Source organism: Methylomonas rivi, assembly GCF_024505165.1.
In the GTDB taxonomy this organism is placed as follows: Bacteria; Pseudomonadota; Gammaproteobacteria; order Methylococcales; family Methylomonadaceae; genus Methylomonas; species Methylomonas rivi.
On the sequence record NZ_JANIBK010000098.1, the window covers coordinates 1 to 14,927 of the forward strand.

The 14,927-nt window shown below is 52.9% G+C and carries 16 protein-coding genes; 2 read left to right on the forward strand and 14 right to left on the reverse strand.

The genetic code is table 11. From position 1 onward, the window contains the following. On the forward strand, nt 1-683 hold a 683-nt coding region (locus tag NP596_RS15055), incomplete at its 5' end, for a SagB/ThcOx family dehydrogenase (protein WP_256616204.1). A 58-nt stretch (nt 684-741) separates the two neighbouring features. Here the strand turns inward: NP596_RS15055 and NP596_RS15060 are convergent. From NP596_RS15060 to NP596_RS15105, 10 genes are all read right to left on the reverse strand, one after another. Then, the gene (locus NP596_RS15060) at nt 742-1,335 is read right to left on the reverse strand and encodes a PqiC family protein (protein ID WP_256616205.1); all 594 of its coding nucleotides are present in this window, start codon (nt 1,333-1,335) and stop codon (nt 742-744) included. 12 nt (nt 1,336-1,347) lie between these two features. Then, nucleotides 1,348-2,373 (reverse strand): MlaD family protein, encoded by a 1,026-nt coding sequence (locus NP596_RS15065; RefSeq protein WP_256616206.1) that lies wholly within the window; start codon nt 2,371-2,373, stop codon nt 1,348-1,350. Between the two features lie 17 nt (nt 2,374-2,390). Further along, nucleotides 2,391-3,152, reverse strand: coding sequence for an ABC transporter ATP-binding protein (locus NP596_RS15070; protein WP_256616207.1), 762 nt, complete (start codon nt 3,150-3,152; stop codon nt 2,391-2,393). An 11-nt stretch (nt 3,153-3,163) separates the two neighbouring features. Further along, the gene (locus NP596_RS15075; protein WP_256616208.1) at nt 3,164-4,321 is read right to left on the reverse strand and encodes an MlaE family ABC transporter permease; all 1,158 of its coding nucleotides are present in this window, start codon (nt 4,319-4,321) and stop codon (nt 3,164-3,166) included. Nucleotides 4,322-4,598: 277 nt separating this feature from the next. Next, entirely contained in the window at nt 4,599-5,027 is a 429-nt protein-coding gene (locus NP596_RS15080; protein WP_256616209.1) for a YcgN family cysteine cluster protein, read from the reverse strand. 1 nt (nt 5,028) lies between these two features. Further along, entirely contained in the window at nt 5,029-5,994 is a 966-nt protein-coding gene (gene ftsX, locus NP596_RS15085; RefSeq protein WP_256616210.1) for a permease-like cell division protein FtsX, read from the reverse strand. 2 nt (nt 5,995-5,996) lie between these two features. Then, nucleotides 5,997-6,653, reverse strand: a complete 657-nt coding sequence (ftsE, locus tag NP596_RS15090; protein WP_256616211.1) for a cell division ATP-binding protein FtsE — start codon at nt 6,651-6,653, stop codon at nt 5,997-5,999. Between the two features lie 4 nt (nt 6,654-6,657). Beyond that, the gene (gene ftsY / locus NP596_RS15095) at nt 6,658-8,595 is read right to left on the reverse strand and encodes a signal recognition particle-docking protein FtsY (RefSeq protein WP_256616212.1); all 1,938 of its coding nucleotides are present in this window, start codon (nt 8,593-8,595) and stop codon (nt 6,658-6,660) included. 4 nt (nt 8,596-8,599) lie between these two features. Beyond that, the gene (locus NP596_RS15100) at nt 8,600-9,190 is read right to left on the reverse strand and encodes a redox-active disulfide-containing membrane protein (RefSeq protein ID WP_256616213.1); all 591 of its coding nucleotides are present in this window, start codon (nt 9,188-9,190) and stop codon (nt 8,600-8,602) included. After that, on the reverse strand, nt 9,174-9,887 hold the full coding sequence (locus NP596_RS15105) for an SURF1 family protein (protein ID WP_256616214.1): 714 nt from the start codon (nt 9,885-9,887) through the stop codon (nt 9,174-9,176). The genes NP596_RS15100 and NP596_RS15105 overlap by 17 nt, the downstream gene beginning before the upstream one ends. A 120-nt stretch (nt 9,888-10,007) precedes the next feature. Between NP596_RS15105 and NP596_RS15110 the strand changes: the two genes are divergently transcribed. Then, complete coding sequence (locus NP596_RS15110; protein ID WP_256616215.1) at nt 10,008-10,274, forward strand: twin transmembrane helix small protein; 267 nt, start codon at nt 10,008-10,010, stop codon at nt 10,272-10,274. Between the two features lie 59 nt (nt 10,275-10,333). On the opposite strand, the gene NP596_RS15115 is transcribed toward NP596_RS15110, so the two are convergent. The 4 genes from NP596_RS15115 to coxB all read right to left on the reverse strand — a co-directional run bounded on the left by NP596_RS15115 (nt 10,334) and on the right by coxB (nt 14,719). Further along, nucleotides 10,334-11,209: a cytochrome c oxidase subunit 3 gene (locus NP596_RS15115; protein ID WP_256616216.1), complete on the reverse strand. Its 876-nt coding sequence runs from the start codon at nt 11,207-11,209 to the stop codon at nt 10,334-10,336. 14 nt (nt 11,210-11,223) lie between these two features. Next, complete coding sequence (locus NP596_RS15120; RefSeq protein ID WP_256616217.1) at nt 11,224-11,766, reverse strand: cytochrome c oxidase assembly protein; 543 nt, start codon at nt 11,764-11,766, stop codon at nt 11,224-11,226. A gap of 155 nt (nt 11,767-11,921) precedes the next feature. Further along, nucleotides 11,922-13,535, reverse strand: a complete 1,614-nt coding sequence (gene ctaD, locus NP596_RS15125) for a cytochrome c oxidase subunit I (protein ID WP_256616218.1) — start codon at nt 13,533-13,535, stop codon at nt 11,922-11,924. 53 nt (nt 13,536-13,588) lie between these two features. After that, on the reverse strand, nt 13,589-14,719 hold the full coding sequence (coxB, locus tag NP596_RS15130) for a cytochrome c oxidase subunit II (RefSeq protein ID WP_256616219.1): 1,131 nt from the start codon (nt 14,717-14,719) through the stop codon (nt 13,589-13,591). Between the last annotated feature and the right edge of the window lie 208 nt (nt 14,720-14,927).

Consider the following 14,927-nt stretch of genomic DNA (forward strand, 5'->3'; position numbering starts at 1 on the left):
CGGCGCCCAGTCAAAACCTGGCCGCCAGCCGTTTGATACGCCAGCGCCGTAGCGCCCAGCATTTCAACGGCAAGGCCGAGCCTCTGCCCTTGGCGGATTTTCAGCGGATTTTGCAGGCGCTTCTGCCCAACGCCAAGCCGCCGTTTACGGCCTGGAACTGGCCGCCGCAAATTCACATGCTGTTGTTTGTGCACCGGGTCGACGGCTTGGAGCCGGGTTTGTATTTTTTACCGCGCAACGGCGACGATGTCAGCATTTTAAAACAGGCTTTTTCCAAGGATTTCGTTTGGCAGCCGGTCGAGACCCCGTTCGAGCTTTACCGGCTGGTGGCCGGCAATGTGCGGCAAGCCGCCAAAACCCTATCCTGCCACCAACCGATTGCCAGCGACAGCGCGTTTAGCCTGGGGATGCTGGCCCGCTTCGCCGGCAATATCGAAGCCGAAGCCTGGCGCTACCGGCGGCTGTTTTGGGAAGCCGGCCTGCTGGGGCAAATTCTGTATCTGGAAGCGGAAGCCGCCGGCATTCGCGGCACCGGTATCGGTTGCTTTTTCGACGATGCGGTACACGGGGTATTGGGTTTGCAGGATAACGACTGGCAAAGCTTGTACCACTTTACCGTGGGTACGCCGCTGGATGATGGCCGGCTGGAAACCCAGCCGGCTTATGCGCATCTTTTGAAATGATGCTTAAACCCGGCGCGCATGATGCACCGCGCTATGGCATGACGTTAACCGTCAAGCCTCAATCGGTGTTGATGGCCGACAGAGCGGCCGCCATTTCCCGATTCAGTTGCGACAAGCATTGATTGAGGGCTTCGACTTTCAATTGCGCGTCGTTGTTATCCGCCGCTGCCGTAAAACTGCTCTGCCTGCTTAGAATCACCTCGTCGTTCCGGCTGGCTTGCCACTGCGCGCTTAACCGGGCCTGGCCATTCGGGTCGATATGAAACTCCAGAATACTGACAGCCAAGGCCAACTTGGCTTGTCTGGCGCGTTGACTATTGGCTGACACCACGTCCGCCGGCATCAGCAGGCTTAAGTCCCGCAATACCACCCGGGTGATGTTGTCGTCCAGACTTTCGGCCCAGCGATGCCATTCGTCCAGTTGGTAGGTATTTTTGCCGCTGGCCGTCACCAACTGCGCCCGCTCCAGGTAATGCGGAATCCGCACCGGCGCCAATGCCACGGTAGGCTTATCGAGCACCGCCGCGGTTGCCGGCGCGTCCGCTGAAGCAATGGGTTCCAGCAAATAAAACCGGGCAGCCGGCGACGATCCGATGCAGGCTGTTTGCGACAACAAAATCGTGCCCAGCAAAGTTCGCAGTAAATATCGCATCGTAATCGCTCCCTATTGATTCTTGCCGGACAGCACGGCTTCCGGATGACGCTCCAAATAATCGCCCAAATCGCGAACGGCGCGGGCGGCTTGTTTAACGGCATTTAAGGTATCCGTCAAGGCCGAATCGGACCCCACCGCGCGATCGACTTGTTTTAACGCGGTTTCGGCCTGCCGCAAGGCGGCAGTGGCGGCGACCATGGTCTTGTCGGAATTGCTCAGTAAACCGGGCAGGCTTGTTTGCAACTCCCGCACCATGGCATGGGTTTCCTTGACCAACTCGTTGCCGTTGACGATGGCTTTATCGGCATTCAGCAGAATTGGCTCAAGGTTCTTATTCAGGGTTTTGGTGGATTTTTGCAATTCGACCAAGGTATCGGCCAACGCAATTTGCGATTTTTTCACCTCTTCGGACGCCAGCAGAACCTTGATTTCCCGCAGGCTGTCGGCAAAGTCCTGCACGATCTCATCCAAAGGCAGCGCGCGTAATTTTTGCGCCACTTCTTCCGCGGTGTTACGCAACTCGTCGGTGGCGGTCGGCAGGCTGGGAATTTCCAATAACTCTTGATATTCCAAATTGGCGAACATCGGCGGTTTACCGGGATAAAAATTAAGATCCACATACAGCAAGCCGGTCAAAAGGCTTTGGGTTTCCAATCTGGCGCGCATGCCCAGGGCGACCAATTGATCGCGATTGGCTTTACGCTCTTCCAGGCTCATTTCTTCCGACATCGTCCCGCCGCCCGAGCTATTCAGGTTATTTCTATCGATCTCCAGCACCACGGGCTTATAGATCTTGCCGCCCTGCTGATCGAATTGCAGCGCGATATCCTTGACCTGGCCTATCTTGACGCCCTGCATCTTCACCGGCGCGCCGACCTCCAGACCGTTCAGCGACGAATCGAAGTAAACGACAAAGCGGATTTTGTCGGCGTTAAATTCCTGGCCGCCGCCGAATATCAGCAAGGCAACCACCAACAGCGCCAGCGCACCCAAACTAAAACCGCCGATCAGGGCGGGATTAACCGGTTTACTCATGGTTATGAAACTCCCATCTATCTGCCGCCGCGGCCTTGGCCTCGGGTCAGAAATTGAATGATACGGGGATCTTCGGACTCCGCCAGCAACTGTTTAGGGTTGCCGGTGGCCAGCATGGTTTTACTGTCCGAATCGAGAAATACCGAATCGGTACCTATGGCGAAAATACTGGCCAGTTCGTGCGTCACCGCCACGATAGTGGTGCCCAGGGTATCGCGCAAGCTGATGATAAGGTCATCCAGCAGGCGGGCACTGACCGGATCCAGCCCGGCGGACGGTTCGTCGAAAAACAAGATCTCCGGATCCAGCGCCATGGCTCTGGCCAAGCCGGCCCGCTTTTGCATGCCGCCGCTGATTTCTGCCGGATAATAATCTTCAAACCCCGCCAAGCCCACCAAGGCCAATTTGTAAGACACCATATCGGCGATTTCCGCCTTAGTCAGCGCGGTAAACTCGCCCAAGGGCAAGGCGATATTCTCCGCCAGCGTCAGCGAACTGAACAGCGCCCCGCTTTGGTACAAAACCCCAATCCGCCGCATCACCTGCAAGCGCTGTTCGGCATCGGCGCTCCAAAAGTTTTGTTTATCGTAAAACACCTCGCCCTTGGCGGGTTGTTGCAGACCTATCAAATGTTTTAACAAGGTGCTCTTGCCGCAACCGCTACCGCCCATGACGATAAATACCTCGCCGCGGCCGATGGTAAAATTCAAATCGCGCTGAATCACGAAATCGCCGTAGGCCATGGTCAAATGTTCCACCGTGATGTGCGCTGCCGTCATAAAACTTTCGGTTAAATCTTCAATTGGTTGAGAACCAGGGTAATCAGCGAATCCGACACCACGATATAGACGATGCTGTCGACCACCGCCGCCGTGGCCGCGTCGCCCACCGCCGATGCGCTACGGCCGCAAGCCATGCCGCGCATGCAGCCGGCAATGGCGATCAATACCGCGAACACTAGGCTTTTGCAAAAGCCTACCGCAACGTCGGCGATATCGACCGCCTTGGCGATTTCGTGATAATACTGAATCAACGAAACGTCGAAGGCGCCGTAGCTGACGGCCGCCCCGCCGACTATGCCCATCAAATCCGCATACAAGGTTAATAAAGGCATCATCAGGACAAGGGCCAGCATTCTGGGGATCACCAAAAAAGCCATGGGCGATATCCCCATGGTTTTTAAGGCGTCGATTTCGCTGTTCACGTTCATGGTGCCCAGTTGAGCGGCATAGGCGGCGCCGGTGCGGCCAGACATGATGATGGCGGTCATCAACGGCCCCATCTCCCGCACCGTACCCAAGGCCACCAAGTCGGCGATATAAATCTGGGCGCCGAACATGGCCAACTGCAAGGCGCCGACAAACGCCAGAATCAGACCGACCAATAGACTGATCAGAGAGACGATGGCGAAACCGTTGGGCCCGGCATCCTGAACGAAAATGAACAAATCCAACAACCGAAACCGCGCCCGCCCTCTCAGTGCGGCCCAAACAGCCAATATCAATTCCCCCACAAACACTATCAGCAGCCGGCTGTCCTTGATCAGGCCGAGCACTCTAGTACCGATGTTGACCAGCAGCGAAGCGCGTTCCTGATGGCGGCGGGCGCCGCTACGCTCCGGCACCGCCCGTGCCAGGGCCAACAAATCCCGCACCCCTTGCGGCAGCGCGCCGATATCCAGTTCGATCGCCTTAGCAACGCAATAATCGGCGATTTTTAACAGATAACAGGGTAAGCGGCTATCCCACGCCTCAAGACCGTCCGGCCGAATCGTCAGCCGCTTGACGGATTGCGCTTCAAGCTCGGTTAAAATCCGCTCCACCGGTTCGATACGGGCATCTCGCAGCCACCGGCCGCTGATTTCCAAAATTGCCGCGGCATTCTCGCCCCGCCGCAGGGCTACCCGAGCAACGATATCGGACTGATGGGTAGAATCGGCTTTACGCATAGGCAGTTCAAATTGGTTGGGTAAGGGCCATTCGACAGGTAAGCGACTGTTCGCGGAGGCAAAATTTTACGCCTGTCCAACGCTACTTGGCACTGATCATACCAACTTATGCGTCGGGAGTTCAGGCGATTGAAAGGGAATAAGAATGGAAAGGTCATCGGGATGCCTCGCCAAGCCCGGCCCTAAGCGGAAAATTCAGATGCCAGCTAAAAAATGGCAGGCAGGCGCTACGATGCCGGACCTTAAAAAACTCAATTTCCGCTTGGCCGATTTCGCTTTAACTTAGCCATTCAATGATATGGTCTTCCGGATCCAGTTGAGGAGATTCATGGATGGCATAATCCCGAATCGACTGTCCCGCATTATGCACGGATTCCGCGCTACCCGATATTAAATGATGCCATTCCGGTAAGGCTTGCCCGTTATGCAACAAGCGATATGCGCAGGTGGACGGCAACCACTGAAACTCGGCAAAGTCATGCTGTGTCAAATCAACGCATTCGGGGACTACCGAGCAACGTTTACCGTAACCGGTGCAAAGGCAGCTTTTCAGGTCGATAAGTTTACAGGCGACACGGGTCAGAGCAATGTCGCCGTTGTCTTCGTCTTCCAGTTTAACCAGACAACATTTTCCGCAGCGGTCGCAAACCGCTTCCCATTCGTCCGCGGTCATTTCCCGCAAGGTTTTGGTTTGCCAGAATGCCATATCATTGCGGCTTAAGCTGCCGCAGCTGGTAATGCAACACCGCCCAAGAACCCAGCACGGCCAGACCCGAAGCCATCATCAATAGCAGGATGAATTCGGAAAAACTCAAATAGAGCAATTGAAAAGAGCTGTTATATAAGCCGGACAGTTTTTCCACCGGCGTTTCGATAATCAATAACATGATGGTGATAATCAGCCAGGCGGAAAAACCGGCGATAAAACCCAGCCAAAATCCGGTGTACAGAAACGGTCTTTGTATAAACGCATGGGTGGCGCCGACCAATTTGGAAATAAACACTTCGTCCTGGCGATTATGCAACTCCAAGCGGATGGTGTTGCCGGTAATAAAGGTGACGGCAAATCCCAGCAGAATACCGACCAGGGTGACGCCGCGGCCGGCGATGCGCATGATGGCTTGCAACCTTTCCACCCATTGCATATCCACCTGCACGAAATCCACCTGCGGCATCTGTTTGAACTCTCCCATTAAAGCATCCAGAGCTTCGCGGTTATCCAGCACATTTTTCGGCAATACTTGAATGACATTGGGTAGCGGATTACTTTCCAGGGCATTTAAGGCTTCGCCAAAGCCGCTGTTGGCTTTGAACTCCTCCATAGCCTGTTGTTTACCGATGAATTTGATGTTTTCTATCCGCGGGTGATGCGCCAGTTCGTCGGCCAATTTTTGCCCGGCCGCTTCGTTGATATGCTCCTTCAAGAATAGCGACATCTGGTTGCTGGCTTGCAGATTGCCGGTCAATTGCTGAATGTTGGCCACCACGATATAAAAACACCCCGCCAGCGCGATGGCCACAGCCAGCACCAAAATGGTCATGCCGGAAGTAACCGGCGCCCGGCTCAAACGGCCCAGGCTGGAAAACAGGCCATGGGCATGATTCAGCAAATAGGCCTGAAGTTTTTCCAGCAAACGCTGGCCGGTATGCTTGCGGTGTGTTTGCCGTTTCATGTTCAATTCGCTAACATCCTGCCGTTATCAAGCGTCAACACCCGATGTCCAAGCCGATGGATCAGTTCTACATCGTGAGTGGCAATCAGCACCGTCACCCCCACTTGCATGAATTGTTCGAACATATGCATGACTTCGGCGGACAAGTCGGGATCGAGGTTGCCGGTGGGCTCGTCGGCCAGGATCATTTTCGGTTTATTGACAATGGCGCGGGCAATACCGACCCGCTGCTGCTCCCCGCCGGACAGCGACAAGGGGTATTTTTTTTCCTTGCCCAGCAAACTGACCTTATCCAGGGCCGCCCGCACCCGCCGGGCAATATCCTGATGCGAATAGCCGGACACAATCAACGGCAAGGCCACGTTATCGAATACGGTTCTGTCGTTCAGCAATTTGTAATCCTGAAAAATCAAGCCCAGGTTACGCCGCAAATACGGAATTTTACGTTCGCCGATGCGGGTAATGTCCTTGCCGTCCAACATCACATTACCCCGCGTGCATTGCTCCATCATGGCGATTAACTTTAACAGCGTACTTTTGCCGGCGCCCGAACGGCCGGTCAGAAAAGCCATTTCACCACGCGCCAAACGAAAGCTGACATCGATGAGCGCGTCACCGGCATCGGGGTAGCGTTTGCATACGTGTTCGAATCTCAACATGGTTTTAGTCTGTCACAAACAGCGCGTCTACGAAAGTCTTTGCATCGAAATCCTGCAGATCTTCCTTGGTCTCGCCGACGCCGATAAAGCGGATCGGAATCCGCAATTGGTTGGCCAATGCAAAGATCACCCCGCCTTTCGCGGTGCCGTCCAGTTTGGTCAGGGCCAAACCGGTCAGCCCCACGGCCTCGTTGAACAATCTAGCTTGAGACAGGGCGTTCTGTCCGGTGCCGGCATCCAGCACCAACAATATCTCGTGCGGCGCATTGGCATCCAGTTTGGCCATGATGCGTTTAATTTTAGACAATTCTTCCATTAAGTTGGATTTGGTATGCAAGCGGCCGGCGGTATCGGCAATCAACACATCGACGCCTTTGGCTTTCGCCGATTGCAAGGCATCGAAAATCACCGAGGCCGAATCGGCGCCGGTATGTTGCGCCACCACCGGCACATTATTGCGTTCGCCCCAGGTTTGCAATTGCTCGACCGCCGCCGCACGGAAGGTATCGCCCGCCGCCAGCATCACACTATGGCCTTGTTCCTGCAGGCGATGCGCCAGTTTGCCGATCGACGTGGTCTTGCCGGCGCCGTTAACGCCCACCACCAATATTACAAACGGCCCGTCTTGCCGGGGTATTTGCAACGGCTGGCTGCAAGGTTGCAGCATCTCGAACAGGTTTTGCCTCAAAGCCTGGGTGAGCATTGCGCCGTCTTTCAGCTGGTCTTTTTCCAGGTTTTCCTTGAGGTGCCGAATGATGGCCGTGGTGGTTTCAATGCCGATATCCGCCATCAATAAATTGGCCTCCACATCATCCAGCAAATCGCGGGTAACGGCATCCTGCCCCGTCAATATAGTTAACACCCCGCCGATACTGCCGCGGGTCTTCTTTAACTGAGTCCTCAACCGCAGGTACAGCGATTCCGGCTCCGCCGGTATTTCAAGCGGCGGCTGGCTTTCCGCAGGCTCCTCGTCCGGCAAGGCGTAGCGGCTAAAAAAGTATATGCCCAACAAAGGCAGCATCAACAAGGCGGCAAAAGCGTTGTGCGCCACGGCCAGCGCCAGGGGCACGCCGTGTTTGACCGTGAAGATGCCGATGACGATTTGCACCAGCAACAGCACGCTCAGCAGCACGCCGGAACGGCGAACCCGTTTAGGATATTGCTCCGAGGTGGCTGTCAACATCAACCATGACAACAGCAAAAAGGTGATTAACGCACCCAATCTGTGCAAAGCATGAATAGCCACTTTGCCGGCGGCGGATAAGGACGTACTATCGTGCGCTAAAAAATTAAAGGCGTTGGCATAGCCGGTTTCGGGTAGCCATTGTCCCTGGCAGCGGGGAAAGTCCGTACAAGCCAACGCCGCGTAATTACTGCTGACCCAACCGCCCAAGGCAATTTGCAGCAACAACACCGACATACCCAGCAACGCAAACCAGGCCGGACCGGACGTGCTGGAGCGGCGCTGAATGTCGGGGTTGCCGCGTAAATACGTCCAACTAATGGCCCAAAACGTAATAAACCCCATCAGCAAATGCAGCGTCACCATGGCCGGCATGACTTTTAAATGCACGGTCCACATGCCGAGTGCCGCTTGCAACGCAACCAACAACAACAGCACAGAAGTCCAGCCGATGACAGCGGTACGCTGCCGCTGTAGACGCCAAGCCATGGCAAATAAAACCAACACGGCAACGCCCAAACCGCCGGCCAGGTAGCGGTGGGTCATTTCTTTCCAAGCTTTGGCGGTATCCAAGGGATTATCGGGAAAAGCGGCTGCCGCATCGGATTCAAATTGAGCGCTATCGTTAACCATGGCCTGACCGTAACAACCCGGCCAATCCGGACAGCCCAATCCGGCATCCGACAGCCTGACATAAGCACCCATGACAATGACTATTAACGCCAAAATGGCGCAAAACAAACTCAATTTTCTAAACATGCTTTTAACCGATTTGTGAAATTCGTAATAACTTGCTTAAGTCATTTCTGACTTTATAGGGGTCGTAACCTGGGTCGTATTTCATCATCAGGTTACCCAAGGGATCCATCACCAATAAGCCCCCGGGCTGCTCATCGGCGGATATTTTCCGCAGGGTGGCTTTTAAGGTTGCGGAAGGCAGCGCTTTCAATAAGCGGGCATCCTCTTGCCATTGTTTCGGCAACGGTTGATCGGCCCGGTTAAATATCACCGCCAATCTGCGAATCCGCGCGATGTCCTTGCCCATCATCAAGGTAATTTGCTGGGTTTTATATAAACCATCCTGACAGGCCTGTTGGCACGCGCCTTGTTGCAACACGTTGATCAATATCCAGTGGCCTTGCAGCTCTTTGATATTGTCAGCCGAAAAACTATCGTAGCCGGTAAAGTCGCTTATCTCGGTGGTTAACGGCGGGGTAATCAATTCGCCGTTGTTAGTGCCCAGTTTTACTTTGCCGGGGTTATCCGCCAAAAACCATGCGATGGCGAAAGGGATAATGGACATGGCAAAGATCACCAAAATAGTGATGCGGTTTTTTTTAAGCTGTGTGTTCACTACGATTTTTTATACTTATCCAAATAAACAGCGCGGTCAAAGTCAGCGCCAAGCCGAACCATTGTACTGCATAGGCCAGATGCTTTTCAGGCGGGATTGGCACATTGATTTTCCACTCCCTTTTATAACCCTCGGCCGCCGACGGCTCCAATTCGATTTGAAATGCGGCTATTTCATAGCCCAACTTTTGCGACAGCACCTTGCTATCCACAACTTGCACGACAGACGGCCAATTTTCGGTCGGTATTTCCGCCCCTTTTAGCACCAGCCCAACCGAGGGAAATTCGTTAATTCGGCCGGTCACTTCGGTTGGTTCTGTCCGCATGCTCAGATCGGGCATTTGGTTTCTATCGCCGCCAACCGCCAGCCAACCGCGATTGATCAGCACCGCCGCCGGCAGCCCATCCGCCCGAAACGGCGTCAGCACAAAATAACCGCTTTTGCCGTCCATAATCCGGTTATCCAGCAGAAATTGATGGGCGAAATCGTAGCGCCCGTTCAGCCTGGCCTTGCGATAACGCACCGTCGCCACATCAATTATGGTCTGTCGGTTTAAATCGATGACGCCAGAATCAATCGCGGCTTGTTGTTGCAACAGCAGCTGTTTTTTTTGTTCCGCCCGGCTCAGTTGCCAGCTCCCCAGACTGCATAGCAACAGCATCAGCAGCAGATAAGCACTCAGCCCCAGCCATGACATCTGAAAAGTCCGATTTAATAACTTGAATTTCATAATGTCCTTTACAACCGCCTTAAAATGATTGGCAAGATGGCTTTATTCATCCAGAATGAAGTATTCCGATTATTTTACGTATTTGCCATGACCCTAAAAACTGTTGCCGTCGTTATTTTTATCGCCATCCTCGCAAGCCTGGGCTCGGCTTTATTCCACTTGGTTAAACACGGCGACGAGGAACATTCCCGCAAAACCGCAAAGGCATTAACCTACCGAATCGGCCTGTCCTTGATTTTATTTATTTTGTTATTCGTGGCTTTTGCCACCGGTCTGTTCCAACCCAGCGGCATCGGCGCCAGGATGCAACAAGCTCACGAGCTTAGCGGCAACCAACCGGCTGCAAATCCTTAACTTTCTCGCAAAAAAAAAGCGCGCCCCGGCTGGAGCGCGCTTTTTCAACGTTATTGCAATTACATGATGTAAACGAAGATAAACAAGCCTAACCAAACCACGTCGACAAAATGCCAATACCAAGCCGCCGCTTCGAAAGCGAAGTGGTTTTCCGGGGTAAAGTGGCCTTTCCAGCTTCTGAATAATACGACCGACAGGATAATGGCGCCCACGCAAACGTGGAAACCGTGGAAGCCGGTCAACATGAAGAAAGTCGAACCGTAAATACCGGAGCCCAGCGTCAAACCCATCTCGTGATAGGCTTCGTAATACTCGGTGGCCTGGAAAGCCACGAACAAAAAGCCCAAGCCGACTGTCGCCAAAAGGCCTTTAATCAACTGGTCGCGGTTTTTAGCCAATAAGCCGTGATGCGCCCAAGTGCAGGTTACACCGCTGGACAACAGCAACAAGGTGTTGATGAAAGGCAGGCCGAATGCGCCCATGGGTTCGAACTCGCCGCCGACATTGCCTGGACCGTTGGTCGGCCATACCGCCTGAAACGCCGGCCACAATACATCGTGGGTGGATCGGCCGGGGCCGCTTAGCATGCCGCCCTCGCCCAGGTGCGGTATGGAAATATTACGTGCGTACCACAGCGCGCCGAAGAATACGGCAAAAAACATCACTTCCGAAAAAATAAACCACATCATACCCATGCGGTAGGAAATACCGACACCATGGTTGTACATGCCGGATTCGCTTTCGGTCGACTGCAGGGCGAACCACAAGCCCAGCATGACCAAAAAAGCCACAAAGCCGGTCAGCATCATGCCGGAGCCGATAGCCGAGCCGTTTAAATGATTGGCAAACCCAGCCAGCATCAGCATCAGGCCAGCAGTAGCCAAAACAGGCCAGACCGCCTTATGCGGGATGTAATAAGCGCCGTGTGTAGACATAACCTTCCCCTCTATTAGTTTTCAGTGTTATTAGTTCTATCAAAAAAAGTGTACGACAATGTAATGGTTTTATAGCGTTCGGGTAGCTTGGGATTCACCACAAACCGTACCGGCATGGTTTTTTCCTCATTCGCTTCGAAAGTTTGCAATTCAAAACAGAAACACTGTACTTTTTTAAAAAATTCTTCAGCAAGACCCGGCGTTATGCTGGGAATGGCTTGGGCTTTGACTTGTTGCGGCAAATTATTCTTGGCATAAAAATTCACCGTGTAATATTGCCCCGGATGAACCTTCATGCTGCGCGTTTCCACCCGAAAATCCAGCGGAGTCGATTCGTTCACCGAGGTGACAAACTCAACGCTCACTTCCCTGCCCTCATCAACCGCAAACGCTTGGTCGGCCTCGACCGCTTCCTTCAATTTAGCGTTCTGCCCGGTAATGTCGCAAAGCACATCGTAAATGGGCACTAATGCATAACCGAAGCCGAACATCAGCAGCGCCACAATCACCAGTTTTTTCGCCAGTGTTGTGTTCTTCCGCTTTAACTCATCGCTCATTGCGACATCGCCTTCATCACCGCCATGACGTAAATCGTTAACGCTACCGCAATCAAAATTACAGCCGTCAGGATATTTTTTTTCTTGGTATCCATTGTTTCAGTTATCCCCACCTTTATAGCGGGTGGGGATGCTGCCTCTATTATTGTCCAACCTTAAAAGTGCTCGGTTGGAATGATTTCAGGTGGCGTCGTAAAGGTGTGGTACGGCGCGGGCGAAGGCACGGTCCATTCCAGACTGTGTTTACCGGCATCTTCCCAAACCTCGGCAGTGACTTTACCGGTACCGCCGCGAATGGTGTCGATCACGATGTACACGAACAACAATTGACTGAAGCCGTAGATAAAGGCGCCGATACTGGACACCATGTTCCAGTCCGCAAACTGAATCGCATAATCCGGAATACGGCGCGGCATGCCCGCCAAACCCAGGAAATGTTGCGGGAAGAACAAGATGTTGACCGAAATCGCCGACAACCAGAAATGCAATTGACCGATTTTTTCGTTGTACATATTACCGGTCCATTTTGGCAACCAGTAATAGCCCGCGGCCATCAAAATAAAGATGGAAGCCGGAACCAAGGTGTAATGGAAGTGAGCCACGATGAAGTAGGTATCGTGATATTGAAAATCGCTCGGCGCGACCGACATCATCAAACCGGTAAAACCGCCCATGGTAAATAGCACCACGAAAGCGATGGAAAACAGCATGGGGGTTTCGAAGGTCATGGAGCCTTTCCACATGGTGGCGGTCCAGTTAAATACTTTTACCCCGGTCGGAATCGCAATCAGCATGGTCGCGTACATAAAGTACAACTCGCCGGCAACCGGCAAGCCCACGGTAAACATGTGGTGAGCCCAAACGATGAACGACAGGAAGGCAATCGCGCCAGTCGCATACACCATGGAGGCATAACCGAACAAAGGCTTACGGGCAAATACCGGAATAATGGTGGAAGCCACACCGAAGGTGGGCAGAATCATGACATAAACCTCGGGGTGACCGAAGAACCAGAAAATATGCTGATACAACACGGGGTCGCCGCCACCCGCCGCATCGAAGAAACTGGTATCGAAGAAACGGTCGGTCAGCAACATGGTTACCGCGCCGGCGAAAACCGGCATGATGGCGATCAACAAAAACGCGGTGATTAACCAAGTCCAAACGAACAACGGCATTTTCATCAGCGTCATGCCCGGGGCGCGCATGTTGAAAATAGTGGCAATCACGTTGATGGCACCCATGATGGACGAAATACCCAGCATGTGAACCGAGAAAATCGCAAATGGAAAGGCTTTTCCGGTTTGCAACACCAGTGGCGGATATAAAGTCCAACCCGCTGCCGGCGCTCCCCCTTCCATGAACAAGGTACTAGCCAGCAATAACACGCCGGCGACCAGCATCCAGAAGCTCATGTTGTTCATGCGCGGCAACGCCATATCCGGCGCACCGATCATCATCGGAATCATCCAGTTGGCCAAACCGACGAAAGCCGGCATCACCGCCCCGAATACCATTACCAGCGCGTGCATGGTGGTCATGGAGTTGAAGAAGTTGGGGTCGACAAATTGCAAACCCGGCTCGAACAATTCGGAACGAATGATCAAAGCCATGGTGCCGCCCACAAAGAACATGATCAGCGCGAACACCAGATACAAGGTGCCGATATCTTTGTGGTTGGTGGTAATTATCCATCTTAAAATACCCTTCTCAGGGCCGTGATCGTGATGATCGTGGTGATCATCATGTTCAGCTACGACAGCAGACATACTTAATACCTCAATAACTATTGAAAAATGAGTTGGACAAGAAACCCTTAGGTTTACTCATCATCGTCCCATTTAGGAGTGATTTTATCAGGCTGAATTTCGTCGCCCACGTTATTACCCAGTTCCGGTGCGTTTCTGATATAGGTAATCAGTTCCGCCAGTTCATCATCCGGCAATTTGCGGAAAGAAGGCATTTTACTGGTGCCGGCTTGGATGAAACCGATCAGCTGATCCATGTTGCCGGTAACTTTGGCGCTACCGCGCAAGGCAGGGAACCAACCGTCTATGCCTTTACCGTCGATCTGATGACAAGCCACGCAATTTTTCAAATAAACCGACTCGCCTTTCGCCATCAATACCGAGCGGCTCTGGGCGCTCAGATCGGGCGCTTTGTTTTGTTTTTCCAGGGTTTCTTTTACCCAGACATCGTAACGATCCTGTTCCATCGCAATGACGACTATCGGCATGAAGCCGTGGTCGCGCCCGCACAACTCTGTACATTGACCTCGGTAAACGCCGGGATTCTCGACATACGTCCAGGCTTCGTTGATGAAACCGGGATTGGCGTCTTTTTTCCAGCCCAGATCAGGCACCCACCAGGAGTGGATAACATCGGCGGCAGTGAAGAGGAATCTGATTTTCTTTTTGGTCGGAATGACCAGAGGCTTGTCGACGTTCAACAAATAGTTGGCAACCGTGCGCGGATCGCCGTCTTTAAGGCGGTGGACTTTCTCGCTGGCTTCGTCCAAATGACTCTCGAAGTGAACGCCGTTATCCAGGTACTCGTAATCCCAATACCATTGCTTGCCCGTGACCTTGATGCTCATATCGGACTCTTGCACTTTGTCCAGATCCATCACGGCCTTGGTTGCCGGAATGGCCATGCCCACCAGAATCAAAGTCGGAATGATGGTCCAAACGATCTCCACCGTGGTGTTCTCGTGGAACGAGGCTGCTTGATGTCCCTTGGATTTACGATGGTGAAAAATCGAGTAGAACATGGTACCGAACACGCCAATACCGATGAACACGCAGATCCACAGGATAAGCATATGCAGATCATATACTTCATGACTGAGTTGCGTCACCCCTTGTACCAGGTTAAGAGTGTAGTCCGCGTGCGCGGTTCCGAGACCCAAGGCCATCAAAACCAAACACGCGAGCAGTTGCTTTGTTTTCTTCACGGAGCAGCCTCCTCGATTGTAGTTATAAACTTGTATGCGTATATCTTATTGTAATTTTGCGGCCTGCAATCAGACAGACAACTGTTCCTTTTACCGATATTTATCACGAATTAACCGGTTAATTTTAACCTATGACTCTCCGCTTAACCAGAAGAGCTTTTCCCGATGTGTCAAATAACATAAAAAAGGCCCGCGAATAGGCCTATTC